At 66.2% G+C, this 22,898-nt stretch carries 24 protein-coding genes and 1 tRNA gene; 13 read left to right on the forward strand and 12 right to left on the reverse strand.

What is annotated here, in order from left to right; all coding sequences use genetic code 11:
* Nucleotides 1-248 precede the first annotated feature (248 nt).
* The gene (locus AB0I73_RS10050; protein WP_363035644.1) at nucleotides 249-1,460 is read left to right on the forward strand and encodes an SUKH-4 family immunity protein; all 1,212 of its coding nucleotides are present in this window, start codon (nucleotides 249-251) and stop codon (nucleotides 1,458-1,460) included.
* Nucleotides 1,461-1,472: 12 nt separating this feature from the next.
* Here the strand turns inward: AB0I73_RS10050 and AB0I73_RS10055 are convergent, their stop codons facing one another.
* The 7 genes from AB0I73_RS10055 to AB0I73_RS10085 form a co-directional block, all read right to left on the reverse strand.
* Complete coding sequence (locus AB0I73_RS10055) at nucleotides 1,473-1,829, reverse strand: MerR family DNA-binding protein (RefSeq protein ID WP_363035646.1); 357 nt, start codon at nucleotides 1,827-1,829, stop codon at nucleotides 1,473-1,475.
* A gap of 46 nt (nucleotides 1,830-1,875) precedes the next feature.
* Nucleotides 1,876-3,102 carry an LPXTG cell wall anchor domain-containing protein gene (locus AB0I73_RS10060; protein WP_363035648.1) on the reverse strand — a complete coding sequence of 409 codons (1,227 nt, stop codon included), beginning with the start codon at nucleotides 3,100-3,102 and terminating at the stop codon, nucleotides 1,876-1,878.
* 1,260 nt (nucleotides 3,103-4,362) lie between these two features.
* Nucleotides 4,363-6,981 (reverse strand): DUF3987 domain-containing protein, encoded by a 2,619-nt coding sequence (locus AB0I73_RS10065; RefSeq protein ID WP_363035650.1) that lies wholly within the window; start codon nucleotides 6,979-6,981, stop codon nucleotides 4,363-4,365.
* Nucleotides 6,982-7,049: 68 nt separating this feature from the next.
* Complete coding sequence (locus tag AB0I73_RS10070; RefSeq protein ID WP_363035652.1) at nucleotides 7,050-7,367, reverse strand: hypothetical protein; 318 nt, start codon at nucleotides 7,365-7,367, stop codon at nucleotides 7,050-7,052.
* A gap of 36 nt (nucleotides 7,368-7,403) precedes the next feature.
* Nucleotides 7,404-7,643 (reverse strand): hypothetical protein, encoded by a 240-nt coding sequence (locus tag AB0I73_RS10075; protein WP_363035654.1) that lies wholly within the window; start codon nucleotides 7,641-7,643, stop codon nucleotides 7,404-7,406.
* 236 nt (nucleotides 7,644-7,879) lie between these two features.
* Nucleotides 7,880-8,158: a hypothetical protein gene (locus AB0I73_RS10080; protein ID WP_363035656.1), complete on the reverse strand. Its 279-nt coding sequence runs from the start codon at nucleotides 8,156-8,158 to the stop codon at nucleotides 7,880-7,882.
* Nucleotides 8,155-8,583 carry a hypothetical protein gene (locus AB0I73_RS10085; protein ID WP_363035658.1) on the reverse strand — a complete coding sequence of 143 codons (429 nt, stop codon included), beginning with the start codon at nucleotides 8,581-8,583 and terminating at the stop codon, nucleotides 8,155-8,157. The genes AB0I73_RS10080 and AB0I73_RS10085 overlap by 4 nt, the downstream gene beginning before the upstream one ends.
* Before the next feature lie 412 nt (nucleotides 8,584-8,995).
* Here AB0I73_RS10085 and AB0I73_RS10090 point away from each other — a divergent pair, with 412 nt between their 5' ends.
* From AB0I73_RS10090 to AB0I73_RS10110, 5 genes are all read left to right on the forward strand, one after another.
* Nucleotides 8,996-9,349, forward strand: a complete 354-nt coding sequence (locus tag AB0I73_RS10090) for a hypothetical protein (RefSeq protein WP_363035660.1) — start codon at nucleotides 8,996-8,998, stop codon at nucleotides 9,347-9,349.
* Between the two features lie 38 nt (nucleotides 9,350-9,387).
* Complete coding sequence (locus AB0I73_RS10095) at nucleotides 9,388-9,630, forward strand: hypothetical protein (protein WP_363035662.1); 243 nt, start codon at nucleotides 9,388-9,390, stop codon at nucleotides 9,628-9,630.
* 458 nt (nucleotides 9,631-10,088) lie between these two features.
* Complete coding sequence (locus AB0I73_RS10100) at nucleotides 10,089-11,588, forward strand: RNA-directed DNA polymerase (protein WP_363035664.1); 1,500 nt, start codon at nucleotides 10,089-10,091, stop codon at nucleotides 11,586-11,588.
* Complete coding sequence (locus tag AB0I73_RS10105) at nucleotides 11,575-12,066, forward strand: SLATT domain-containing protein (protein WP_363035666.1); 492 nt, start codon at nucleotides 11,575-11,577, stop codon at nucleotides 12,064-12,066. Before AB0I73_RS10100 ends, AB0I73_RS10105 begins: the two co-directional genes overlap by 14 nt.
* A 208-nt stretch (nucleotides 12,067-12,274) precedes the next feature.
* Complete coding sequence (locus tag AB0I73_RS10110) at nucleotides 12,275-12,697, forward strand: HNH endonuclease (RefSeq protein ID WP_363035792.1); 423 nt, start codon at nucleotides 12,275-12,277, stop codon at nucleotides 12,695-12,697.
* A gap of 1,139 nt (nucleotides 12,698-13,836) precedes the next feature.
* Here the strand turns inward: AB0I73_RS10110 and AB0I73_RS10115 are convergent.
* From AB0I73_RS10115 to AB0I73_RS10125, 3 genes are all read right to left on the reverse strand, one after another.
* Nucleotides 13,837-14,070, reverse strand: a complete 234-nt coding sequence (locus AB0I73_RS10115) for a hypothetical protein (RefSeq protein ID WP_363035668.1) — start codon at nucleotides 14,068-14,070, stop codon at nucleotides 13,837-13,839.
* Nucleotides 14,071-14,254: 184 nt separating this feature from the next.
* Nucleotides 14,255-14,584 (reverse strand): hypothetical protein, encoded by a 330-nt coding sequence (locus AB0I73_RS10120; protein ID WP_363035670.1) that lies wholly within the window; start codon nucleotides 14,582-14,584, stop codon nucleotides 14,255-14,257.
* The gene (locus AB0I73_RS10125; protein WP_363035672.1) at nucleotides 14,581-14,889 is read right to left on the reverse strand and encodes a hypothetical protein; all 309 of its coding nucleotides are present in this window, start codon (nucleotides 14,887-14,889) and stop codon (nucleotides 14,581-14,583) included. The genes AB0I73_RS10120 and AB0I73_RS10125 overlap by 4 nt, the downstream gene beginning before the upstream one ends.
* Before the next feature lie 166 nt (nucleotides 14,890-15,055).
* On the opposite strand from AB0I73_RS10125, the gene AB0I73_RS10130 reads away from it, so the two are divergent.
* Nucleotides 15,056-15,292, forward strand: a complete 237-nt coding sequence (locus AB0I73_RS10130; protein ID WP_363035674.1) for a winged helix-turn-helix domain-containing protein — start codon at nucleotides 15,056-15,058, stop codon at nucleotides 15,290-15,292.
* A gap of 184 nt (nucleotides 15,293-15,476) precedes the next feature.
* Here AB0I73_RS10130 and AB0I73_RS10135 read toward each other — a convergent pair whose 3' ends face one another.
* Both AB0I73_RS10135 and AB0I73_RS10140 read right to left on the reverse strand, forming a co-directional pair.
* Nucleotides 15,477-16,616, reverse strand: coding sequence for a site-specific integrase (locus AB0I73_RS10135; protein ID WP_363035677.1), 1,140 nt, complete (start codon nucleotides 16,614-16,616; stop codon nucleotides 15,477-15,479).
* Between the two features lie 119 nt (nucleotides 16,617-16,735).
* Nucleotides 16,736-16,807, reverse strand: a tRNA-Cys gene (locus tag AB0I73_RS10140).
* Between the two features lie 238 nt (nucleotides 16,808-17,045).
* Between AB0I73_RS10140 and AB0I73_RS10145 the strand changes: the two genes are divergently transcribed.
* The 6 genes from AB0I73_RS10145 to AB0I73_RS10170 all read left to right on the forward strand — a co-directional run bounded on the left by AB0I73_RS10145 (nucleotide 17,046) and on the right by AB0I73_RS10170 (nucleotide 22,891).
* Nucleotides 17,046-18,518: an MFS transporter gene (locus AB0I73_RS10145; RefSeq protein ID WP_363035679.1), complete on the forward strand. Its 1,473-nt coding sequence runs from the start codon at nucleotides 17,046-17,048 to the stop codon at nucleotides 18,516-18,518.
* Between the two features lie 40 nt (nucleotides 18,519-18,558).
* Nucleotides 18,559-18,759 (forward strand): CopG family transcriptional regulator, encoded by a 201-nt coding sequence (locus tag AB0I73_RS10150; protein ID WP_363035681.1) that lies wholly within the window; start codon nucleotides 18,559-18,561, stop codon nucleotides 18,757-18,759.
* Entirely contained in the window at nucleotides 18,756-19,136 is a 381-nt protein-coding gene (locus AB0I73_RS10155; protein ID WP_363035683.1) for a type II toxin-antitoxin system death-on-curing family toxin, read from the forward strand. Before AB0I73_RS10150 ends, AB0I73_RS10155 begins: the two co-directional genes overlap by 4 nt.
* A 123-nt stretch (nucleotides 19,137-19,259) precedes the next feature.
* On the forward strand, nucleotides 19,260-21,050 hold the full coding sequence (locus AB0I73_RS10160; RefSeq protein WP_363035684.1) for a DEAD/DEAH box helicase: 1,791 nt from the start codon (nucleotides 19,260-19,262) through the stop codon (nucleotides 21,048-21,050).
* 294 nt (nucleotides 21,051-21,344) lie between these two features.
* Entirely contained in the window at nucleotides 21,345-21,986 is a 642-nt protein-coding gene (locus AB0I73_RS10165) for a helix-turn-helix domain-containing protein (protein ID WP_363035686.1), read from the forward strand.
* Nucleotides 21,987-22,099: 113 nt separating this feature from the next.
* A complete protein-coding gene (locus AB0I73_RS10170; RefSeq protein ID WP_363035688.1) occupies nucleotides 22,100-22,891 on the forward strand; it encodes a S16 family serine protease in 792 nt (263 codons plus the stop codon).
* Nucleotides 22,892-22,898 lie beyond the last annotated feature (7 nt).

Genomic DNA, 22,898 nt, shown 5'->3' on the forward strand with positions numbered 1-22,898 from the left:
ATCCGTGGGCGACCACCTGTCAGCTTGCCGGCCCGTCCACCTGTTCGTTCACCCGTCCACCCGCCCGTCCGCCGACCCGTCCGTTCCCGGGCCGGGGCGTTGTCAGTGGTGGCGCGTAGTGTTCCGAGTGATGGGGGACGGCTGCCGGCCCGAAGGCGCGGGGGTCCCTCCTGCCCGGGCGGGGCGCGGCCGCCCGGAGCGGCGGACCACGGGACACGGGACTGAGCACACGAATGCGCGGGGGAGCCATGAGCACGATCGACACCGTTGCCACAGATGTCGTGGCCGTCGCGGCAGCGATCACCCTGACCGAGGACGCCCTCGATCCGTTCGTCACGCACGCGTCCACGCGCCGCTGGCTGACCGGCCCCGGACTGCCGTGCGACAGCGGCCTGTTCAGTTTCGCGCGGCTGCGGACCGAGGGCCTGCGCACCGTCGCCGGCTCGACGGGCGGCGCGGGGGACGCGGGCGGCCGGCTCTCCGCGGAGCTGCGGGACCAGTTGGTCATCGGCGGATTGCTCGGTCCGGCCGGTACGGAGACCGAGTCGGTCCTGCTGGACGGGACCACCGGCGAGGTCTCGACGACGTACTTCTTCCACGACCGCCACGACCGCCCCGATCTGATGGACATCCGCCCGCTCGCCCCGTCGCTGCCGACCCTGGTGCGGTTCGCCGCCGCCACGGACGAACTGGCGGGGCTGCGCGGCCAGTTCGCCTCCTACGCGGGCCGCTACGGCACGAAGGCGGTCGCCGAGGCCTCGCGGCAGCTGCTCGCGGTGTTCGAGGAGGGCGCGGACGGCGAGCCGGCCCCGCTGTGGCGGATGGCCGCGCTGATCCGGCCGCTGGCCCTGGTGGCGGGCCCGGGCACGGCCTCGGGGCTCGCCCTGGACCTCCCGGTGCGCCTGCTGGACCAGGAGTTCGGCCGGGGCGGTGTGGTCCGCTTCGAGGAGGTCGACTTCCCCGCGACGCTGACGCACGGTCCGACCCGACGCTTCCTGTGCGAGACGGGCCTGCCCGAGGACGGCTTCCTGTTCCAGCTGGACACCGACCTGCCGCTGTGCACCCTCACGGAGTACTACGCCGACGGCGTGGGCGGGTTCCCGTCCGACCGCCTCCCCGCCCACGCCGACCGCCTCATACGCCTCGGCCATCTCGTCGAGGACAACAGCCTGGTCGTCGACGGCGCCACCGGCGCGGTCCTGAACTGGAGCGAGCCGGACTCCGCCCTGTACCCGCTCAACACGGACCTCTCGACCCTCGCCTTCACCCTCTGGCTGCTGCACCGCGAGCACGCCATCGACGAGGAGTCGGGCCACGCGCTGACCAGCGAGACGTACGACCAGCTGGCCATGACGATGATCCAGGTCCTGTCCGCCGTCGACCCCACGGGCGCCACGACCGACGCGGACTGGCACTACTGGACGGAGCTGTTCCAGGACGAAGCGGGCGGAGCGCTCTGAGCCCCGCTCGCCTCAGCCGCCCGCCCGCAGCGGGCATCCGGTGCCGACGCGCGCGGTGAGTTCGGCGCGCAGGGCGGTGAGTTCCGCCATCCGTGCGTCGACGACCCGGATCTTCTCCGCGGACAGCGCGGACAGCGCCTGCGCGGTGTTCGGGGCGCCGCGCAGTTCCTCACCGTGCCGTGCGATCTCCGCCAGGGAGAACCCGAGCGTCTGCGCGGTGCGGACGTACTGCAGCCGGACCACCGTCTCGGGCGCGAAGCCGCGGTAGCCGCTGGGCAGCCGACGGCTCGTTACGAGGCCGAGCTTCTCGTAGAACCGGACGGTGTCCCTGGACAGGCCCGTTCGTGCGGCCGGCTCCCCCATCAGCACGGCCCTCCGTCGACCGGTGGCTCGACCTTGGACCCTGAGGTGACCCTCACGAGGACCCGGCGGCCCTGCGGCGCCGTACGGCCACGACCAGGAGACCGCCGAGCGCCGCGGCGCCGGCCGCCGCGGCGGCGAGCAGCGGGGCACCGTCCGAGCCGGTGTGCGCCAGGTCGCCGCCGGGGGAGACGCCGGCCGCGGTCGGGGTGCCCGACGCGGAGTCCGAGGCGCCCGAGCCGCCGACGGCCTGTCCCTGCGGGGCATTGCCGCTCCCGCCGGTGCCGGAGCCGCCGTCGTCTCCCGCGCCGCCGCCGCTGCCGGAGCCTCCGGCGGTACCGTCCGACGGGCTCGGGCCGGGTTCGTTGTCGGTGGGCAGGTCGATGCGGATCAGGTCCGTGTTGTTGGCGTGGTTCTTGTCGTACTCGGGGGCGATGTCGTACACGGAGGTCGCCTTCACCTCGCCCCTGGGGTTCCGGGCGTCCTTGTCGATCCTCACCGAGAAGGTGTAGGAGAGCGACTGACCGACCTCGAGGGTGCCGTCGGCGGGCCAGCAGACGTACCGGGGCCTGCCCGGCACCGGCGGTCCGCTCGGGCCGTCGACTCCGAACGGCGCGCAGCCCTCGGGGACCCCGGTGGCGACCGTGTCGGACGGGATCGTGACCAGCAGCGCCGGCTGGTCGTCGCTGTCCTGGACCTGGACCCAGCCGGGGCCGTCGTTGCGGAGACCGACCGTGAACGACTGGCTGCCGCCGGGGAGCGCCTCGGTCCACTCACCGACCGCGACGAGGTCGGCCGTGTTGTCCGCGGTCAGCGTCAGCCGCCGGTAGCTGTCGGTGAACCCCTCACCCGGCGCCTCGCCGGTGGGTCCGGTGCCGTACTCGACGGCCTCCATCAGCGCCTTGGGCAGCGCCTCGAACCGCACGGGCGTGGTGACGGAGGCGCCGGGCCCGACGACCGTGTCGAGCGCGCACAGCGCCTGCCGGACCCGGTCGCCGACGGTGGAGTAGGTGCAGCCCTCGACCGGCTCGGGGAAGTCGAGGCCACGGGTCAGCCGTATCCGGAAGGTGACGCCGTCCGCGGCCGCCGTTCCCCGGTTGGTGATCGTGACGGACTCCTCGTACGTTGCGCCGGGCGCGGGAGCGGTGCGCGGCAGGGCCGAGACCACCAGGTCGGGCCCGGTCTCCTCGGCGGCCGCCGGGGGCGCGGCGACGGCGGGAACGGCGACGGCGATGCCGACGGCGGCCACGAGGGCGGCCGAGGGGCGGACGCGCTGGCGCACGGTTGTCTCCTCGTAGAAGTCGAACAGGAAGGCACGGGAAGACCGGGCACCGATCGCCCGGACATGTCCTGGACAACCGGAGGCCGCCCGGGGTTGTGCTCCCGTTCGTCAGGACGACGTGAGAGACGTGAGACGAGCAAAACGGGGGAAGGAAGATGGAGGCCGTGGCGGGAATCGAACCCGCGTCATTCGCTTTGCAGTTAACTGGAGCAGCGGCTCCTAGCTCTGTGACAAACGCGCAGCTTAGAGCGGTGGCACAGCCTGGGTCAATCGCGTCCAATGGCTCTAGCGAATGACCTAACGAGCCTACGGCCAGCCTGAAACGGGCGGTATGGCTACTACGGAGTATGCCTCTGCCGTTTCGAAAAGGGTCAGGCCGTCGAGCGCACTCCTGTCGGTTCTGCGAGACGTGGACAGCCGTTTCGGCGAACTTTTTTAGGATTCTAAGATAGGGATGCGACCCAGGCCAGAGGACAGATACGTGCCACACCCAGCAGCGCAGACCCGTCCCGGCACCGCAGTGAAAGAAGTTCGGTCACCGAACTTTTTTATAGGATCCAGGACGGCTCGACCCTGGTCCGACCCTGGCCGGAGGACGGACCTGCACCACACCCACCTGTGCAGCCTCGTTGTGCTCCCAACCCTGGTAGTGCCGCTTTGTGGCGATATCTTCCCCACGTGACACGCGCTCTCGCCTCTGCCCGTGTTGCTCTCCCACACCCTCCGTTTGTGCTGCGCCCACTCGTCGTCCTGCTCGCGCTCACCCTCGCGCGCACGAGGCGGGCTAGCCAGACGACGAACCTAGTTCTTAGACCTGAGTTCAGACCTAACAGAAAATGTCCCGTGACGTGCTGAAACGTAGTTAGTCAGGTCTAGGTTTCTAGGTCTAAGTAAGAGCGTCGAAACGGAGATGCGTCACGAGATGTCTGTTTCGAGGTTCGCTCTCCCGCTCTCACTCTCGGAGCCTTGAAACAGACATTCTATCTCTCTCTATTATAAACTACCCATTTATTATTAAACGCGCGAGAGGGTACAGAACTCCGAACGAGCGCTCTCACTCAGACCTAAGAACCTAGACCTAAGAAACGACGTTTCCGCAGGTGAGGACGTGTTTCGACTTAGGTTCTAACTTAGGTCTAAGAACTAGGTTCGCCGCTCGACCTGACAGCGCGGCAACCACGACGAAGGCGGAGACGAGACGCCCGCGCATCTCATCCCCGCCCAGTCGGCACGCTATGCCGGCGAGCACATCACCGCAGGTCACGCACCCTTGAGCTGGTACTTGGGCGCGCGGCCTTCCTCGTCCACGATCGCGACCACATCCGCGTCTTCCAGGAGCGGCCACATCTCCTTGTAGAACGTCTCCGCCCGAAGGTACGGCGTACCCCGTAGGTGCTTCTTGACCGCCTGGTGGAACTGCGACTTGGTGAACGCGTCCTCTCGCAGAGCGGCCCGCTTGCGAGCCAGCGCGGCGATCTTCACCACCCACTCGTTCTGAACCTCGGGAAGCTGCGCCGCCACAGCCTTACGCGCCCCGTTCGCCTGGAAGTACGAGAGCACCCGGGCAGCCTGCGCCGCGAAGTATTCCGCCACCTTGACCGCGCGCTCCATGTTGTCCCGCGTGATCTCCGACTCCCCATCCAGGACAGCAGCCTGACCCGCGAGGCGGAGCGCCACGCCCGGCAGCTTCCCGAGATTGTCTTGGGTGTGGGAGTAGTGAGGCTCGAACATCAGGCCGTTGTGCACGCGGTCGAGGAAGTCCGCGAAAACCTCCTTGGCTCCCGGCTCCATCTCGATCCGCGTCTGTCGGCCCGAGCCCTGCGCCTGCTCGGCGTCCCGCATGATGCGGATGAGGATCTGGTTCCACCACGTCTTGAGTTCGCGGGGGACGTCGTACTCCTGCCGAGCGTCGTAATCGCCCTTCTTACGGGGGGCGGGCATGCACAGCAGGAAGCGAGCCATAAAGCCCGAACTGACGAGAGTGGGGGACTTGGCGACGATCTCGGACACCACGTCAGGCTGAGCTGCGATGCAGGTGGGCATGAACGCCTTCCGCACGGTGAGCGACCCACCGCGTCGGCTGATCTCCCAGCTTCCTTCCTGATACGCCTTGTTGGCCCCGCTGACCTCGGTCTTACCGCCCGAGTACAGACCCGCCAGGTTGCGCAGGTAGACCGACTCGTCATCGATCACGGCCATCATCCCGCCGTTGGCGGCCATGTCTGCACCGAGCTGCTGGATAGTTGCGTCACTGGCGATCATCGTGGGCGCGGGCTTGTTGGCCTCTCGCACGTCTGCCTCAAGCTGGGCGATGAACTTCCGATCAGCCTCGCTCAGCTCTCCCGAGGGGTTCAGGGTGACACCGCTGGTCCCACCCTTCTCCAAGTCCTCCAGCGCCTTCTTGGCGATCTTCCCCTGACGGTTACGGATGAACTCCGTCTGGCGGTGCAGGTCCCTACGGCGCTCCTCCTCCTTGCGGATGGGACGCATGACCTCATCCATCGCCGGAGACTTCCGCGTGCTGGGACCGGCCAGGAACATGAACCAGATGACCAGAGGCTCGGTCCAGTCCGCGCTCTTGTGGACCCGGTAGGCCCGGCTGGTCGCGATCGAGAGAGCCACGTAACACATGCCCGCCACGTACTCGGGCGGCACCTGGTACGACTTGGCGACCGCGAGCACATAGCGCCTCAGATCTCCCGTGAGCGCGTCCAGAGGGAACCGCGGGACAGTCTCCAGACGCGCCGCTCGTTCGGTGCTCTCGGGCGCATCAGGGGCCGTGTCGCTGTCCTCCGTTAGCTTGCGCGCCTTCTCCCTGGCGACTCGGAGGCCAACGCTCTCCTTGACCCACACCCGAGGCACGTCCCGCATGATGGTGTAGCCGTACTCGTCGGCCGCCTTGTCCAGCAGCGGTTCGCAGTGCTGGGCGGCATAGATGGCGTTCCCGAGAGAGAGGCCGGCTGCCATGCAGTCCTTGACGATGCCCTTGGTGGCCTTGTGTCGGTGGGGATAGTTGCCCTGCTGGAAGCGGGCGTTCACGTCCTCGATGTTGTGGCGGACGTTCGCGTAGAGGTTGGACTCGTAGGCGTACGGCTCACCCTCCCCGCTCGCCTCGATGATGGGTGTGGACAGCTCCTTGACCAGCCCCGCGAGGGAGACTTCCGGGTCCAGCTTGGCAACCAGTTCCTCCGGGCTCCACTGCTGCGGCGCGCCTCGTGCCACGAGGCCGACCTCGGGTGCGACGTACGTAGGCGGGTCGCTCTTGTGGTTCAGCGTGCCCGGGAGCCTCAGGAGCGATTCGGAGGAGTGCTTACTGTCGCCCTTGTACTTCTGTGCAAGGAGCCAGTTGATCGCCCGTAGCTCGTCCCGAGAGACCATTCGGGACAGCTTGATGCGAACGTGAACGCCGCCGGGAGAACCGGAGTTGACGATCTTGGCCCCGAGGTTGCGGAGTTCCTGCTTGGTGCTCTTGAGCCAGCGCATGTGAGCGGGCAGACGGCCCCGGTCGATGCTCTTGTCCTTGAGACGGGGCGGGTCGATGTCTACCCACGCCACACGGCCGCCCGTGACGTTCTCGGCCTTGATGCCCTCGCCGTCGAACAGGGCCGAGCAGATGAACACGTTGTGGGTCTCGCTCAGCTCCAGGAACTCCTCGATCACTCCGAGGTTGGCTCCCATCCCACGGAGGTTCGGGAGCTGGATGGCCCAGGATCGGAAGCTCTTGGGGTTACCCGGTTCCGAGGTGGCAACACGAACCCACTCACCCCCCTTGGTTCCGAACGTCCACGAGAGGAAACGCTGGGCGTGACTCGCACGGGCGTCCATGTCGGGAATGACGGGCTCGGTCGTTGCGACGTTTTTCCGCGCGGAATTCTGCATGTTAGTCTCCTAAATGCCTGGTTGTTTGTACTCAGAGAAGGCCCGCTTCCTCACAAAGCGGGCCTTTCTCATGGCTGCATTTCCAGCCTGATGACCTCGTGGTCTCGGTAGCAGCCTCCACCGCATCCCGTGCGGTCGATCCACTCCCTCTGTCGCTCCGCGCTCTCCCGAGAGGCCCAGAGGCTTACCGTGCGCTGGTCGCCGTACAGGTACGGCTTCTGACAGTCGGATACCAGCGCATAGGGCAGGTGCGTTCCCATCTCGAAGGGACGCACCCAGATGGTGTTCTTCCACACGCACCGGGCGAATGTCTCGTAGGTCCTGTGCTGCCGCTCGCAGTGGTGGCGGCGGTATACCTTGAATGGTGGCAGTGTCGCGGTACTCATGGCTCATCGTTTCCTCTCTCGGTTCCTGGCAGGTGATTAATCGGCGGCCTTCTTGGCGGCCTTGAAGCACTTGTTGAACTCCTGGAGGCTCTTGGGGTGGTCACAGTTGCTGTGGTCCATCGCCCTCTCGCACTCCATCCACCCCACGGTGTTCTGCTTGTGGGTGCAGTCGGCGTGACGGTGCGGAGCGCGGCACTTCCAACGCGCGTACCGGGTGTTCTCGTGATCGCAGTCGGCATGGCTGATAAGCCGACGCGACCGCTTGCTGTTATCCATTACAAACCTCTCTCGCTTAGCGGAGTTCCGTAAGACAATGTTCTCTTGCGGAGATCCGTGTGCCAAAACGACATGAGGCTCAATACCCATAGGCGGATTTGGAAGTTCGTAGATTCATACAAAGCGCGAAGTCCGCGCATGAGGAAACCCCGTACCAGATGTCAGCACGGGGTTTCTCGTGAATCAACGTGCGCGCGTACGTCTCGTGTGCGCTCTCGATATGCGTTTGGCGCTCTCTAGCGCTGCTTTAGGCGCCAGATGGGCATGCCGTGACGAACTCGATTAGCGAACACTTGCAGGCGTCCTAGCGCCCCCTCAGCGCTTCGGCGCTGTCGCCACTCCATGAGGTCGAGAAAGTGATTCTCGTCCAGGCCGCCCGTGGGCTTGGGCGGGAAGAAGCGCGAAGGCTCCTTGACCTTCTCGCCGTCCGGCCCCATCCAGTAGCCGAGGTACTCCCCGGTCTCCTCGTCGTGCACGGGCAGGGGCTTGGAGAAGTCGAGATAGCGCGGGCTCATGACAGGTCGTCCATCGTGAGTGAGACACCGGCGGGCAACTCAATCCGCGTACCGTTCGGCATCAACCAGTAGCCCAGGTATTCCCCGGTCTCCTCATCATGAGCGGGTAGCGGCTTCGAGAAGTTCAGGATCTTCTCCTTCTTCGGGCCCGGGGAGGCCGGGAAGTAGCGGAACCGGAAGATCGCCTTCGAACGCCACCACATATTATCCAGGGCTAGCTTCGCAGCCGTGGCCCGACGCCACGTCTCATTGCCAAACTCCTCCACCGAGTCGGTGAAGTCCTCACCCTTCTTTGCGACCCACGTTCCGCCCTTCATCCACTCGTCCCACGAGTCGCTCTCGGCGATCGTGGGCCACTCGTCCAGAGGGATTTTGCCGCCCCTCTCGAATTGATCCCACCATCCCGCGTCAATCAGCCTGGCCAATGCGCCTCCTTTACCGGGGACTAGCCCCGAACCGCCGAGCACTTCTCGGCTGGTGTGGAAGATTGCACGACCGTGTGGGCGAGCACAATCCTGTCCCGCTACGCCCAGTAATCGCGTGAAAAGTATCCGCTACATGCGACTCCGTGACCTGGGGTGATCGCTCTCCGGAGTGGTCCGTAAATCAACCCAACGGGCTATGCGCGGACCGCTATGCCCAGTAATCGCCCGAGAATGACCCATAAGTGGGTCCCGTTAGGTGGGCTGTGCGCGCTTGGCCACGCTCACCCATTGATTAGCTCTTTAGTGTGACGTCGGCGGGCCTATTCACCGCGCTCAGGCATTTTCAGGCGTTGTGTCAGAGATCTAGCGTTCTCGACGTCAGCAAATGCACCACACCCACCAGGGAGAAGTCATGGCCGATTTCGTATCGCTCGACCAGCTCACCGCCACATTGACCGGCGAATCCGTCGCGGACGCTGTCAGTGAAGGCCGTTGTCTCCTCGAACCCGTCGGCTGCGGACTGCCCGTATTCAACGCGGACGGCAGCCTGCGCCACTCCCTCCCCATCGACGACCCGGAGGAGTACATCGCCGAGTGGAAGATGACGGGCCTGTGCGCCGACTGCCAGGACGAGCGGGAAGAACTGGAGGACGCGAAGATCCGGAGGACCACCTGGGCCACCCTCGCTTATGAGGTCCTCCTGGACCTGTTCGAGGAGCTGGCGGAGAGGGAGCGCGAAATTCTCAACGAGGACAGCAACGACTGAGCGCGCACGCCCGAACGTCTCGACACAGAGGAGAAGTGATGGCCAGGAAGTACACGAGCCACGAGGTCTGTGATCACCCGGCTACGAAGGCCGGGCGCTCCGCATGCCGGTACGGCAAGAGGGAGGTTCCCGAGAAGGTCGAGAAGCGGGAAACGAGCCACGCGGAATGCGATCACCCGAAGACCAAGAACGATCGGCGGAGGTGCCGGACGTGGCGAATGGCCCTGCTTAGCATCATGAGCGACGACGCACAGAGCGACGAGAGCGAGAGCACGTCCTAGAACGCTCTGAGCGTCGCTCTCGGCTCCTCTGAGTGCTCGCCGGCACTGACTCATCAGAGCGACGAGACGAGGCCCGAGAAGTGAGCAGAGTTGATCCGCGGTCAGGTGAGCGGGCTGGTGTGGTGCGACTCAAGGGCGGACTGACGCTCGCGTCACACCAACTGGCCTGCGCCGCATGGCGGCTCTGGGGCGACACGTTGTAGACGAGGGGTGACAGCAGCCAGGCGAGCCAGGGGAGACCTTTCTCAAGTGGCCCAGTCCAGCCCTCACGATTGGTCGTTCGAGGCATGCTGTCGCTGACGATCACTGCGGCCACTTGGTCTGGCGTTTCGCCGCCTGCGCCTGCGCCATCGCCGGTTGTTGGGAGCCTGGTCACAACTGGCGCAGAGCGCACCTTGGTTCGGTCCATGTCCAGATAGCATCTTGGGCGGGGTGTCTTCATCGGACAAAGGGGGACGATGGACCTTCGCGACAGGCTCACCAAAGCCAAAGAACTGTTGATAGCGGGAGAAGACGAATCAGAGGTACCCGATGTAATCGGGTACCAGGACGTCAAACACCAGTGGGAACGTGGCTATCGTGACATGCTGGTGCAGGTCATCCGAAGCGGTGACTGTGGTCCGGACAGCACCAGTATCATTAACTTCCCCAAGACCGATTTAGCTGTGCGGCCACTAGCCCGCTTTTCCACGCGAGACCGACTCATTTACGACGCTCTTGTCTTCACTGTCGCTCATCAGATTGATCGCCAACTTCACCCCAACGTCTCAAGTTATCGCTGGGACCACTACAAGGGTGAGCCCATTGGGTGGTGGCCTAACTGGACCTCTTATCGGCGAAAGTCGCTAAAGGCTATCCGATCTGACGCTTCGCTCAGGGTGGCCTACATAGACATCGCGGCTTTCTATGAGCACATCGACGTGGCTATTCTCGGAGATGACTTAGAGGCCCTCGGGGGCGACCGCCGGCCAGTTAGTCACATCATGGACTTCCTTACCCGGTTTCAGACTATCAACCATGCTTGGGGCCTGCCTCAAGGGCCGGATTCGTCCGGCATACTTGCTAATCTCTACTTAAACCCTGTCGATTCCTACCTGGATCACAACGGCGCCCGGTTCCTGCGTTACTCCGATGACATAAAGGTATTCCATCGAGACTGGAGTGAACTTCGTGATCTCTTTCTAGGTGTGAACAGTCAGCTCCGCTCGCGGAGGCTTGCTGTCTCCTCCGCTAAGACTTTTATCCTTGATCCGCAGGACGCCATTAAGCAGGAAACCGATATCCGGCATGATTCGCTGTCGCGAGGCATCAAGTACGGGCGCCCCCGGGCTAGGGAAGGACTCGTAGCCTACTTCGAAGATATCGCCAAAGAGGGGAAGTTCAACGGAAACCAGGTTCGCTTTGTTCTTGGCCAGCTTCGCATGATGAAAGATGATCGTGCTGTCGGCTGGTGTTTGGAAAATCTTCCGCGCCTCCCACACGCCATCACGCACGTATTCAAGTACCTTAACGCGGCTAAGAGTAGAACCTGCGAAATTGAGAGCGCCCTGGCTCGGTTCCTTTCTTCCAGTCGCAGTGCCTCGTATCCGTTGATCGAACAGCGTATCCTGCGCTACTTCATTGCCATGGATGTCAAGGATGAACGTGTGAAAGAAGCGGCATGGTCCATGCTCGGTGACCGTAACCGGGATGACTATGCACGTGAGTTCGCCGCTCGCTACATCGGACAGCATGCGTCCATTGCCGAGGCCCAGATGCTCCGTCACCGCTTCGAAGGAGAAACCAGTGGTGCCATCCGGCGCGCCGTACTTGTTGCACTGTATGAGGCTGGCTATCTCACCACCCGCTACCGAAACGAAATAAAAGCTTCCCTCTCCGGCATGGAATGGCTATGTAACTTCCTTGCTGCTGACCCTCGCATAAGCCCGCCCCGGATTGGACCCCATGTCTACTTCTGAAACGCCCTTTGAGAGAATAAAGTCGGAGCTTGAGCGCATCCGGGGCAATTGCCTCTACACTGCGCAGGGATACTTCGAAGCAGCCAAGAGTGCCGAGAAGTGGGGGAGGTTGATGGTGTTCATCCCGGCCTGCGTAACTGCGATATGCGGCTTCCTTGTTGCGGTCAAGGTTGGCCCCCAAGTGTTCTTCAGTGGGCTTGGTGCCGTTGCTGGAGCCGTCGCGGCCACCGCGGCCTTCCTTGGTTCGCCGAAGGCAGCCGCTGACCATCTCGCGTCCGCCCGTGCCTATACCGCGCTTAAGCATCGGGCGGACACGGAGATCAGTCTCATGACTGAAGCTTCCGACCTGGCGGTTCTCGAAGCTAGAACCCGGGAACTAAGCGCCGACTACATACGTACCACGGCCACGGATACGCCAATGGCGAACAAGTTTTACGAGAAGGCTCGCCGGCGGATACAGCAGGGCTCGGCCGGTTAATTCAGGGCTGCGCGCTGCCGTAAGGTGGTTGGTCTTGACTTCGACGGCCGTCGGCTTATTGGCCCGAGGGCTCACGAGAACCGACCCGAACAGGATGTTGGTCGTCGAGAAGGCACCCGCTAGGGCAATGCCGCAGAATCACGGGTAACGTGGTTCTATGACGAACCAATATATGGGTGCCTTGTTCCTCTTCCTGTTCGACGTGGATATGTCGGCTGGACCGGATGCGTGTTGGCCGTGGACGGGTCACCGCACCGAGAAGGGTTACGGGCAGTTCCAGGTGAACGGCAGGAAGAAACGGGCTCACCGCTGGCTCGTGGAATACGCCCTCGGCGATGTGCTGGACCCGGACATATTCGTGTGCCACACCTGCGACAATCCGCCGTGTTGCAATCCCCGCCACCTGTTCATAGGAGACGCGGGCGACAACAACCGCGATTGCGCGGCCAAGGGCAGACACCCGCGAGGCTGGTACGGAAACCAGAACGTAACCAAGACTCATTGCCTACGGGGCCACGAGTTCACCCCTGAGAACACCCGGATAGACACGCGGGGATATCGCGCGTGCCGGGCGTGTGACCCGATCCAGCACGGACGCACCACACCAGCCAGTGAAGCTCTCGCCGCTTAGTCGTCTCGCGCTCTGCGTTCGTACAAGCTCAGCTTGTATGTGCGTTAGGGCGACAGAATCGCGCTTCTCGGCTCTCAGTAGAGCGAGTGAGTGTCAGAACGCTCAGGTGAGAGACCGATCTCGCCAGACGCGCGCACAGGGCTTCCGCTCGCACTGTGCCCTAGCGACGCAGTGCCGCCGGGGTGCGATTGGGAAGCTGGCGCCGCTGAGCCCACCGGGCAAGCCTCGCAGGGATGCTGCTGCACCATTCCATCCATAGGTAATAGATGAAGTGCGCGCCTGCCTATTACTGTCCGTGTTGTTGCGTGGACTTTCGTATACGGGTCGAAGGGATCTTGGTCCGGTTGGGAAGTTTTTCTTTTGCACAGCCGGTGGGCGGGGAAACGTGCTGTTCAGCGCGGCTGTGTCGTGCGGTGTAGCCATCTATCCACAGGTCCCTCCCGCAGGTTGCGCACAGCTGTGGGTCAAGTGTCCCCAGAATCACGGACGTTGTGCACAGGGCCTGTGGGCAACCGGATTGGGGATGGGGCGGGAGCGTGCCACTATCAACGAGCTGAGCGGCTAACTTCCCCGCTGGCCAGCGCTGTTGACGATGAGCAGGTTCCACGTGAAACGGCACGTGGGACAACTCGCCTACGTGTAAGTGGAGCCGGGCGTCTCATTTGTCAGGTGCGTGCCGTAGAAAAGACAAGCAAGACAGGACCGCGAGGCGCACCCGAAGCACTTTGACGAGAGAACGGGCGCGCCCCGCCAGAGCCAGGAGGAACATGAACACGCCCTGCCCGACCCACGGCCCCTCGCTTCCGGATGGAAGCCTGGGCGCTACGACTACTGTTCCAGAGGCCAGTGACAACATCCAATGGCTGGCGCTCAGCGCGGTAGCTAGCTGCGTGATTGGCGCCGACCGTCTTGGCGCAGTGCTCGATTCTGCGACCCAGCTAGTCACAGTGATCATCGTGCTGTTGCTTGTCCGAGCCCGGCTGAAGAGCCCGAGTCCAGCTCCGGTCCCGGATGGTCAAAGCGTCCGCTGACGTCTGACACCAGCGGCTGCGAGTGCCGGCGAGCACGTCTCGGCTGGTCAGTCATGAGAGAGCCCGGTCACTCTCGCGAGTGCCGGGCTCTCTGCTGGGTGTGGTGCGTTACTTCGCCGCGTCATCCGTCGGCTTGGTCGGCGACTTCTTCGCAGGCGTCGCGCGGGTCGGGCTCTTCTTCGCGGGAGCAGCGGGCTTTGCCGTCGTCTTCTTCGCCGGGTCTTTCGGCGTGCCCTCGGTCTCGCGCATGGCTTTCCGGCACTTGGCCCGAGCGGTCTTGGACTTCTCGTGCTCGCAGTTGGAGTGGTCGAAGCGCGTGACAGGCGTAGGGCTATCGGTCATGTCGGGTTCCCCCTTGGGTCGTCGTGGTGTTTCTGACAGGTCGACACTTTCGGAGTACGGGTGCCGTCCCGAGAGAAATGGCAGCATTCCTAGGCGACCTGTTATCAAGCGCTGGCCAGAGCCTGAGCCACCAGAGAGCCCGCGTGACGGCGTACCCCATCGCGCGGGCTCCCGTATCGGGTGGCTACTTGTCGGCGTCGTCCGGCTCGGCGTACGGCGGGATGCGCTGACCCCTGCTCTCAGCGATGACCAGGAGCTCCGTCAGGCTCTCGATGAGTCGCCGCGCGGCCCAACGGAGTTCGGGCACGGTGAGCTTCTTCGCGCCGTCCTCGACCATCGGCTGAGTCAGCTTCAGGACGATGGCGGCCGTCTCGATCTGCTGTTCTTCGACTCGGTCCGCGAGACGGGATAGGTACGTCTCCGTGCCGTCGGTCGACAGGAGAGCCGTCTTGCCGTCGTCATCGCTCCACGGCAGGAGACGGAGAAGCCTGCTGTCAGGCTCGGGCTGGGTCATGCCGCTACTCCTGCCGGGTAGTCCTGTCCGAGCGTTGCCAGCACGGCGGCGCGTCGCCTGTCCCGCTGTCGTCGTCGCTCCTGCTCTCGCTCGTGGGCGACGAGGTAGGGCCGTACGAGCGGCAACCCGTCGACCTCGATGAATGGAACGGGACGTCCCACACCCAGCGCGTCGCTCGTGATGATCAGTCGCCGGATAGGTGCCGCCTCGCTGGTACTCACTTTCTGAGTACCAGCGGCCGGGCGTCGGCGCTTGCCCTGAGCGGGCATGAGCCACGAGAGGATCAGGGCCAGTAGAGTTCGCACGTCTGCACTCCTTGCTAGTGCGGGCCACGCCCCCGGACCGGTCGCACGGTCGCGGGGGTCTTCTGTTGTGCGCGTCACACTAGCGACGACGGTCTATGCCTGTCTATGCCTCCCTATAGACCTACCTAGGCATGCCCGCCCGTGTATGCGTACGTAGCGTCCAGATATGGGAGAGCCGCAGTGGGACCCGAAACGGCCGAGGTGGCAGCAGATTGCCGACGTCATCAGGCAGCGAATCCAGGACGGCACCTATCCGCCCGACACCTTGATCAGTGAGTCGAGGATCCAGAGTGAATGGGGCGTAGCCAAGATGACGGCCCGGAAGGTCGTGGCTGCTCTCCGCGCGGAAGGACTGCTCGTGACCACGCCAGGCATGGGCTCATTCGTGACGGGCGACGAGTGAAGGGCTGGTGTGGAACGTCCCACACCAGCCCTCGGCTGTGTTCGCCGGCCTGTGCTTAGCCGCTGGTCAGAGCCACGTGACGGTGTGCTTACTGCGCACACCCTCGACCCATGCTCGGTGAAAGTTCGCCGAAAGTTGAGCCGTGCTGTCCCGCGCATGTGTCGTTAGTAGCGACCCCTTTGCGCTACTGGTACCGGTCTCCGAGCTGGTGAACCGCGTTGATCGCCCGTTGTGAGGCTTGGTCCGCTCCGTACCTACGCAGCATCGAGGCCGAGGACCAACCTCGGATGGCCATGACGTTCTCTCCGCTCACGCCCGCGTCCAACAGGTCGTGGCACCACGTGTGACAGAAGGAGTGGGGCGAGACCTCGTCCGGGTCGTACCCGGCCTGTCCCGTGCGGCGCTTTACCAGGTGATACAGGCCCTTGTACGCGAGACGACCCCCGCCCCGTGTCCCGAGCCAGAGCCACGCGGAGTCTCGATGACCGCTGTCTGCTCGGCGGTGTGTGGCACGTAGACGTAGGTACCGCGTCAGTGCCTTGACCGTGCTGGGCTGCAAGGGGATGGGCCTCGCGTCCGTGGAGTTGCGCTGACCCTTGAGCGGCACGACGACCAACGTGCTGTTGGGCAGGTCCAGGTCCTCCACCTGAAGGTTCAGGATCTCCTCTGCCCTCAGGCCCTCCGTGAGTACGCGGAACAGTGCATGGTCCCGCGTGTTCTCGAAGTCTCGGCGCTCGGGTCCCCACGCGGTGAGAGAGAGGATGTCCCGGACGAACTCCTCGGACAGTGTCTTGGGCTTGCCGAGCTGCGGAGCTGCGTACCGGTTGAACTTCGGGTCCAGGTACGGGTTCGGGTGGTCGTACTCGTCGGCGAGATAGAGGAACAGTGCGCGGAGGTTCCTCTGCTGGGTGCTGACTCCGCCTGTGTACCCGCCTTGCCCGTCCTGGCTCTTGGGTACGTCCTTGGTCTCGTACCACCAGCGGAAGAACGTGTTGGCGGTCGAGACATCCACGTCGGTGAACGACTCAACTACCACACCCGCCGCGTTGACGTGCTGCGATGCTCCGATCCAGGCTGACAGAGCCTTACCCGCGTTGACGTACGCGTTGATGGTCTTCCGCTGGAACGGTCGTCCGCGCTTGTTGTTGGTCGTGCTGAGATGCAAGTCAAGCTCTGAGAGCAGCGCTGTCCTGATGTCCTCGGGTGACCTGAGCGTATGTACGGCGCTCTGTGCGTGCGTCTGTGTCTGAGTGTCTGTGACGTCGACGACCGAGCGCCTAGCGCTTCGGAGCGCGCTCTTGCGTGCTGGCTGTTGACTCGCCATGTGCTCTCGTGGCTCCTCGTGATCGGGAGCCTAAGTCCGTCGCAAGTAGACCAAGCGAAGGACTTAGCTCCGTATCGGACAGGAGTCACAGGGCTAGAAGCCGCGTTCTCGCAGCTCAGAGGCCGTGGCGGGAATCGAACCCGCGTCATTCGCTTTGCGGGCGAACCCCTCGGCCGCTCGGGCACACGGCCGGGCCGGAGACGGGGCGCGTCCTTCGGTGCCCCGGCGCCGTGAACCCGGTACGCCGACCGTACGGCGGGCCGACAGCGGCGCTCGAGGAATTCCGAGGCCCGCAAGGGGCCCGCAACGGGACTGCCGCACGCCGTTCATGAACCCCGTCCGGCCGGCGGGGGAGTACGACCAAGGTCCCGGTACCGGACCGACCTCCGACAGGAGCAATGCCCTGCCGCGGCCCTTACCCTGGCGGTCATGACCGCCCTGAACCCCCGCGACACCGGGGTCGCCGAGACCCCCGACGTCCCCGGACCCGCTCCCGCCCCGCCCACCGAACGTGCCGAGACCGTGCTGAGCGGCCCCTACCGGGCACTGAGCATCGGGATCGTCTCCGTGGTGCTGCTGATCGCCTTCGAGGCGACGGCGGTGGGCACGGCGATGCCGGTGGCGGCGCGCGAGCTGGACGGGGTGTCGCTGTACGCGTTCGCGTTCTCGGGGTTCTTCACGACCAGCCTGTTCGCGATGGTGCTCTCCGGCCAGTGGTCGGACCGGCACGGGCCGCTCGCACCGCTGACCACGGGGATCAGCGCCTTCGCCGCCGGGCTGCTGCTCGCCGGGACGGCGGGCACGATGTGGCTGTTCATCCTGGGGCGGGCCGTGCAGGGCCTCGGCGGCGGGCTGGTGATCGTCGCGCTGTACGTCGTCGTCGGCCGGGCCTACCCGGAGCGGCTGCGTCCGGCGATCATGGCGGCGTTCGCGGCGAGCTGGGTGGTGCCCTCGATCGTCGGCCCGCTCGCCTCCGGCGCCGTGACCGAACACCTCGGCTGGCGGTGGGTGTTCCTCGGCATCCCGCTGCTCGTGGCATTCCCGCTGGCGCTCGCACTGCCCCAGATACGCCGCCTGGCGTCCGGTCCGGTGGGCGACGGCGCGGACGCGCCGGCCTCCTTCGACCGCCGCCGCATCCGGCTCGCCCTGGCGGTCTCCTTCGGCGCCGGACTGCTCCAGTACGCCGCCCAGGACCTGCGCTGGATCTCCCTGCTGCCGGGTGCGGCAGGCCTGGCGCTGCTCGTCCCCGCGGTGCTGGGGCTGCTCCCGCGCGGCACGTGGCGGGCGGCCCGCGGACTGCCCTCGGTGGTGCTGCTGCGCGGCATCGCCGCCGGATCCTTCATCGCCGCGGAGTCCTTCGTCCCGCTGATGCTGGTCACCCAGCGGGGACTCAGCCCCACGCTCGCCGGGTTCTCGCTCGCGGCGGGCGGCGTGACCTGGGCACTGGGCTCCTGGCTCCAGTCGCGGCCGCGACTGGAGCCGCACCGGGAGCGGCTGATGACCCTCGGGATGGCGCTGGTGGCGGGGGCCATCGCGGCGGCTCCGAGCGTGCTGGTCCCCGCGGTGCCCGCCTGGGCGACGGCCGTCGCCTGGGCCTTCGGCTGCCTCGGGATGGGCCTGGTGATCTCCTCCACCAGTGTGCTGCTGCTCCAGCTCTCCGCCCCCGAGGAGGCCGGCGCCAACTCCGCCGCGCTCCAGATCTCCGACGGCCTCTCCAACGTCCTCCTCCTGGCCACGGGCGGCGCCGCCTTCGCCGCCCTCGGCGGCGGCATGGTGGCCCACGGAGCGACCCAGACCACCGGCTCCCACCCGGCCGCCTTCGCCGCCGTGTTCCTCCCGATGGCGGCGGTGGCCCTGGCGGGCGTGTGGGTGACGACGCGGCTGCGGGCCCCCTCCTCCTGAGTGGTACCAATGTGGCCCCACCTGGTGGTACCGTTTTGGTATGGCTATGAACCTGCGTCTCCGCGACGACCAGACGGAAGCAATCAGGCTGCGCGCCGAGGAAGAGGGGGTCAGCATGCACGCCATACTGCTGAGAGCCGTGGACGACTACCTGGCCCGGACGGCTCACGAGACGCTGGTGCGCAAGGCCGCCAAGGAGCAGACCGCCAAGTGGGCCGAACTGCTGGAGCGGCTGAAGTGACGTACGTCTATCTCTCGGCCGAGGATGTCCTGGCCATCGGCGCGGACGCCGTCGATGACCAGGACATCGCCGTGCGGGACGCGGGTCTGCTGGAGTCGGCCGTGCACCGTCCTTCGGCCGCCATGTTCGGGCAGGAGGCCTATGTCGACCTGTTCGACAAGGCGGCGGCGCTCCTGCAGTCCCTGGTCATCAACCACCCCTTCGTCGACGGGAACAAGCGCACGGCCTGGGTGTCCTGTGTCGTCTTCCTGGCGTTGAACGAGGTGCAGCTGCGTCCCGACATCGATGCGGCCGAGCGCCTGGTCATCGACGTGGCGACCGGCAGCATGGACGAAGTCAAGGCCATCTCCGAGGCGCTGAGGGGTCTGGCCGAGTAGGGCGGTGTGACCTCAGTCCCATCCCCGGCCGCCCCGGCCTGGTCCGGGCGTTGGCGTCGCCGGGCCATCGGTAGGGTGGCCGGTTGTCATACGTAGCCGAGCCGCTCGACCCCAACGGAGACCGTGACTACCACCGCCGCTTCCGCCTCGCACCACCTGTCCCCCGCCTTTCCCGGCCGTGCCCCCTGGGGTACCGCCGGGAAACTGCGCGCCTGGCAGCAGGGGGCGATGGAGAAGTACCTCCAGGAACAGCCGCGCGACTTCCTGGCGGTCGCCACCCCGGGCGCCGGAAAGACGACCTTCGCGCTGACGCTGGCCTCCTGGCTGCTGCACCACCACGTCGTGCAGCAGGTGACCGTCGTCGCGCCCACCGAGCACCTGAAGAAGCAGTGGGCCGAGGCCGCCGCGCGGATAGGCATCAAGCTGGACCCCGAGTACAGCGCGGGTCCGCTCGGCAAGGACTACCACGGCGTCGCCATCACCTACGCCGGTGTCGGGGTCCGCCCCATGCTGCACCGCAACCGCGTCGAGCAGCGCAAGACCCTCGTCATCCTCGACGAGATCCACCACGCCGGTGACAGCAAGTCCTGGGGCGAGGCGTGCCTGGAGGCGTTCGAGCCGGCCACCCGCAGGCTGGCGCTCACCGGTACGCCGTTCCGGTCCGACACCAACCCCATCCCGTTCGTGGCGTACGAGGAGGGCGACGACGGCATCCGCCGGTCGGCCGCCGACTACACCTACGGCTACGGTTCCGCGCTCCGCGACGGCGTCGTCCGTCCCGTCATCTTCCTCTCCTACAGCGGCAACATGCGCTGGCGCACCAAGGCCGGTGACGAGGTCGAGGCCCGCCTCGGCGAGCCCATGACCAAGGACGCGATCAGCCAGGCCTGGCGCACCGCCCTCGACCCGCGCGGCGAGTGGATGCCGGCCGTGCTGCGCGCCGCCGACCAGCGGCTGACCGAGGTCAGGAAGTCCGTCCCGGACGCCGGAGCCCTCGTCATCGCCACCGACCAGGACTCCGCCCGCGCCTACGCCAAGCTGATCCGCGAGATCACCGGCGACAAGCCCACCGTCGTCCTGTCCGACGACACCGGCGCCTCGAAACGGATCGACGACTTCAGCGGCAACGGCGACCGCTGGATGGTCGCCGTCCGCATGGTCTCCGAGGGCGTCGACGTACCGCGCCTCGCGGTCGGCGTGTACGCCACCACCATCTCCACCCCGCTGTTCTTCGCCCAGGCCGTCGGCCGTTTCGTACGGTCCCGGCGGCGCGGCGAGACCGCGTCCGTGTTCCTGCCGACCATCCCGAACCTGCTGGGCTTCGCGAACGAGATGGAACGCGAGCGCGACCACGTCCTCGACAAGCCCAAGAAGGACGGCGAGGAGGACCCGTACGCCGAGTCCGAGAAGGAGATGGACGAGGCGAACCGGGAGCAGGACGAGGACACCGGCGAGGACATGCTGCCCTTCGAGGCACTGGAGTCCGACGCCGTCTTCGACCGGGTCACCTACAACGGCGCCGACTTCGGCATGCAGGCCCACCCCGGCAGCGAGGAGGAACAGGACTACCTCGGCATCCCGGGACTCCTCGAACCCGACCAGGTGGAACTGCTGCTGCAGAAGCGGCAGGCCCGGCAGATCGCGCACAGCCGCAAGAAGCCGGACAGCGAGGCCGACCTGCTCGAACTGCCCGCCGAGCGGCGCCCCGTGGTCTCCCACAAGGAGATGATGGAACTGCGCCGGCAGCTCAACAACATGGTCGGCGCCTACGTCCACCAGAGCGGCAAACCGCACGGCGTCATCCACACGGAGCTGCGCCGCGTCTGCGGCGGACCGCCCGCCGCGGAGGCCACACCGGGCCAGCTGCGCCAGCGGATCGCCAAGGTGCAGGAGTGGGCCACCCGCATGCGGTGACCCGCTCCGTCGGCGCACGCCCGGTGGTCAAATCCGGGCAAAAAGTGCCAGTTCAGAGGCGATGGTGCCCGGATTCTGGACAAAGCCTTCCGCTGACCGGACCGGCTCGCTACTGTCCGGCTACGCACACGCCCCGTGGCAGCGCTGCCGCGGAGCGCTGCCGTGAAGCGACCGTGCCCGGGACATGGCCGGGCCGCCGGCCGATCGGCGGCCTCTGAAGCGCGTTGCCGACGGGACTCGGTGACGCATATGCCGCGAGAGGGCCGTCGACCTCACCACGAAGGAGTGGGCGTCGTGACCGCGGAGACGTCTCAGACGCTCGACCGGGGACTGCGGGTCCTCAAGCTGCTGGCCGACACGGACCACGGCCTGACCGTCACCGAGCTTTCCCACAGGCTGGGCGTGAACCGGACCGTTGTGTACCGGTTGCTCGCCACACTGGAACAGCACGCGCTGGTGCGCCGCGACCTCGGCGGCCGGGCCCGGGTCGGGCTCGGCGTGCTGCGGCTGGGCCACCAGGTGCATCCGCTGGTACGGGAGGCGGCGATGCCGGCCCTCCGGTCGCTGGCGGAGGACATCGGCGCGACCGCGCACCTGACCCTGGTCGACGGGGCGGACGCGCTGGCCGTGGCGGTGGTGGAACCGTCGTGGACGGACTACCACGTCGCCTACCGTGCCGGGTTCCGGCACCCGCTGGAACGGGGCGCCGCCGGCAAGGCGATCCTCTCGGCCCGCCTGCAACTGCCCGACGACCCCGGATACACCCTCACCCACGGCGAACTGGAGGCCGGGGCGTGCGGAGCGGCGGCGCCCCTGCTGGGAGTCACCGGGGTCGAGGGCAGCGTCGGCGTGGTGATGCTGTCCGACGTGGTCCCCGAACGGGTCGGCCCCCGGGTGGTGGACGCGGCCCGCGAGGTCGCGGAGGCACTGCGCTGACGGTCGGGGGGCACTGCGCCGACGATCGGGGGATGCCGTGCCGAGAGCCGCTGGGCGCGGCGCCGACGGTCGGCGGGGGCAGCGCGGCGGAGGCGCCACGTTAGATTGATCCCGTGCTCTCTCGTCTCACACGTCCCCAGGCCCTGGCCGTCTGTGCCGCTCCCGTCGTCGCCCTGCTGGCCACGGCGGTCTTCGCGCCGCTGCCGTTCTCGGTGGCGCAGCCGGGGCTGACGGCCGACGTGCTCGGCAGGAACAAGGGCACGCAGGTCATCACCATCTCCGGCGCGAAGACCCGCGAGACCACCGGTCAGCTGCGGATGACGACGATCGAGGCGACCTCCCCGGACACCCGGGTCGACCTCCCCGACGTGATCGACGGCTGGTTCGGCACCGACCAGGCGGTCATGCCCCGCGACTCGGTCTACCCCTCCGGGGGCGACGTCAAGGAGATCGAGCGGTACAACGAGAAGCAGATGAAGAAGTCGCAGGACGAGGCGACCCGGGCCGCGCTGGGCTACCTGGGCCTGGACGGCAAGGGCGTCAAGGTCGAGCTGGAGCTCGCCGACGTCGGCGGCCCCAGCGCCGGCCTGCTGTTCTCCCTCGGCATCGTCGACAAGCTGAACGGCGACGGCAGCGGCGGCGACCTCACCGGCGGCCGGATCATCGCCGGTACGGGGACCATCGACGCGGACGGCACGGTCGGTGCCGTGGGCGGCGTGCCGCTGAAGACGCAGGCAGCCCGGCGGGACGGTGCGACCGTCTTCCTGGTGCCCGAGGCGGAATGCGGCCAGGCCCGGGCCGAACTCCCCGAGGGGCTGCGCCTGATCCCGGTCACCACCCTCGAGGGCACCGTGGACGCCCTGGTCTCCCTGCAGAAGGGCACCGGCAAGGTCCCCAGCTGCTGACCGGGCG

Origin of the sequence: Streptomyces sp. NPDC050388, from assembly GCF_040655635.1 — a bacterium.
Classification (GTDB): Bacteria; Actinomycetota; Actinomycetes; order Streptomycetales; family Streptomycetaceae; genus Streptomyces.

Excerpts from the sequence above, each read along its gene's own strand:
- AB0I73_RS10050 (WP_363035644.1), top strand. The coding sequence starts at position 249 with ATGAGCACGATCGACACCGTTGCCACAGATGTCGTGGCCGTCGCGGCA.
- AB0I73_RS10065 (WP_363035650.1), bottom strand. The coding sequence starts at position 6,981 with ATGCAGAATTCCGCGCGGAAAAACGTCGCAACGACCGAGCCCGTCATT.
- AB0I73_RS10070 (WP_363035652.1), bottom strand. The coding sequence starts at position 7,367 with ATGAGTACCGCGACACTGCCACCATTCAAGGTATACCGCCGCCACCAC.
- AB0I73_RS10075 (WP_363035654.1), bottom strand. The coding sequence starts at position 7,643 with ATGGATAACAGCAAGCGGTCGCGTCGGCTTATCAGCCATGCCGACTGC.
- AB0I73_RS10080 (WP_363035656.1), bottom strand. The coding sequence starts at position 8,158 with ATGAGCCCGCGCTATCTCGACTTCTCCAAGCCCCTGCCCGTGCACGAC.
- AB0I73_RS10090 (WP_363035660.1), top strand. The coding sequence starts at position 8,996 with ATGGCCGATTTCGTATCGCTCGACCAGCTCACCGCCACATTGACCGGC.
- AB0I73_RS10095 (WP_363035662.1), top strand. The coding sequence starts at position 9,388 with ATGGCCAGGAAGTACACGAGCCACGAGGTCTGTGATCACCCGGCTACG.
- AB0I73_RS10100 (WP_363035664.1), top strand. The coding sequence starts at position 10,089 with ATGGACCTTCGCGACAGGCTCACCAAAGCCAAAGAACTGTTGATAGCG.
- AB0I73_RS10105 (WP_363035666.1), top strand. The coding sequence starts at position 11,575 with ATGTCTACTTCTGAAACGCCCTTTGAGAGAATAAAGTCGGAGCTTGAG.
- AB0I73_RS10110 (WP_363035792.1), top strand. The coding sequence starts at position 12,275 with ATGTCGGCTGGACCGGATGCGTGTTGGCCGTGGACGGGTCACCGCACC.
- AB0I73_RS10115 (WP_363035668.1), bottom strand. The coding sequence starts at position 14,070 with ATGACCGATAGCCCTACGCCTGTCACGCGCTTCGACCACTCCAACTGC.
- AB0I73_RS10120 (WP_363035670.1), bottom strand. The coding sequence starts at position 14,584 with ATGACCCAGCCCGAGCCTGACAGCAGGCTTCTCCGTCTCCTGCCGTGG.
- AB0I73_RS10130 (WP_363035674.1), top strand. The coding sequence starts at position 15,056 with ATGGGAGAGCCGCAGTGGGACCCGAAACGGCCGAGGTGGCAGCAGATT.
- AB0I73_RS10135 (WP_363035677.1), bottom strand. The coding sequence starts at position 16,616 with ATGGCGAGTCAACAGCCAGCACGCAAGAGCGCGCTCCGAAGCGCTAGG.
- AB0I73_RS10145 (WP_363035679.1), top strand. The coding sequence starts at position 17,046 with ATGACCGCCCTGAACCCCCGCGACACCGGGGTCGCCGAGACCCCCGAC.
- AB0I73_RS10150 (WP_363035681.1), top strand. The coding sequence starts at position 18,559 with ATGGCTATGAACCTGCGTCTCCGCGACGACCAGACGGAAGCAATCAGG.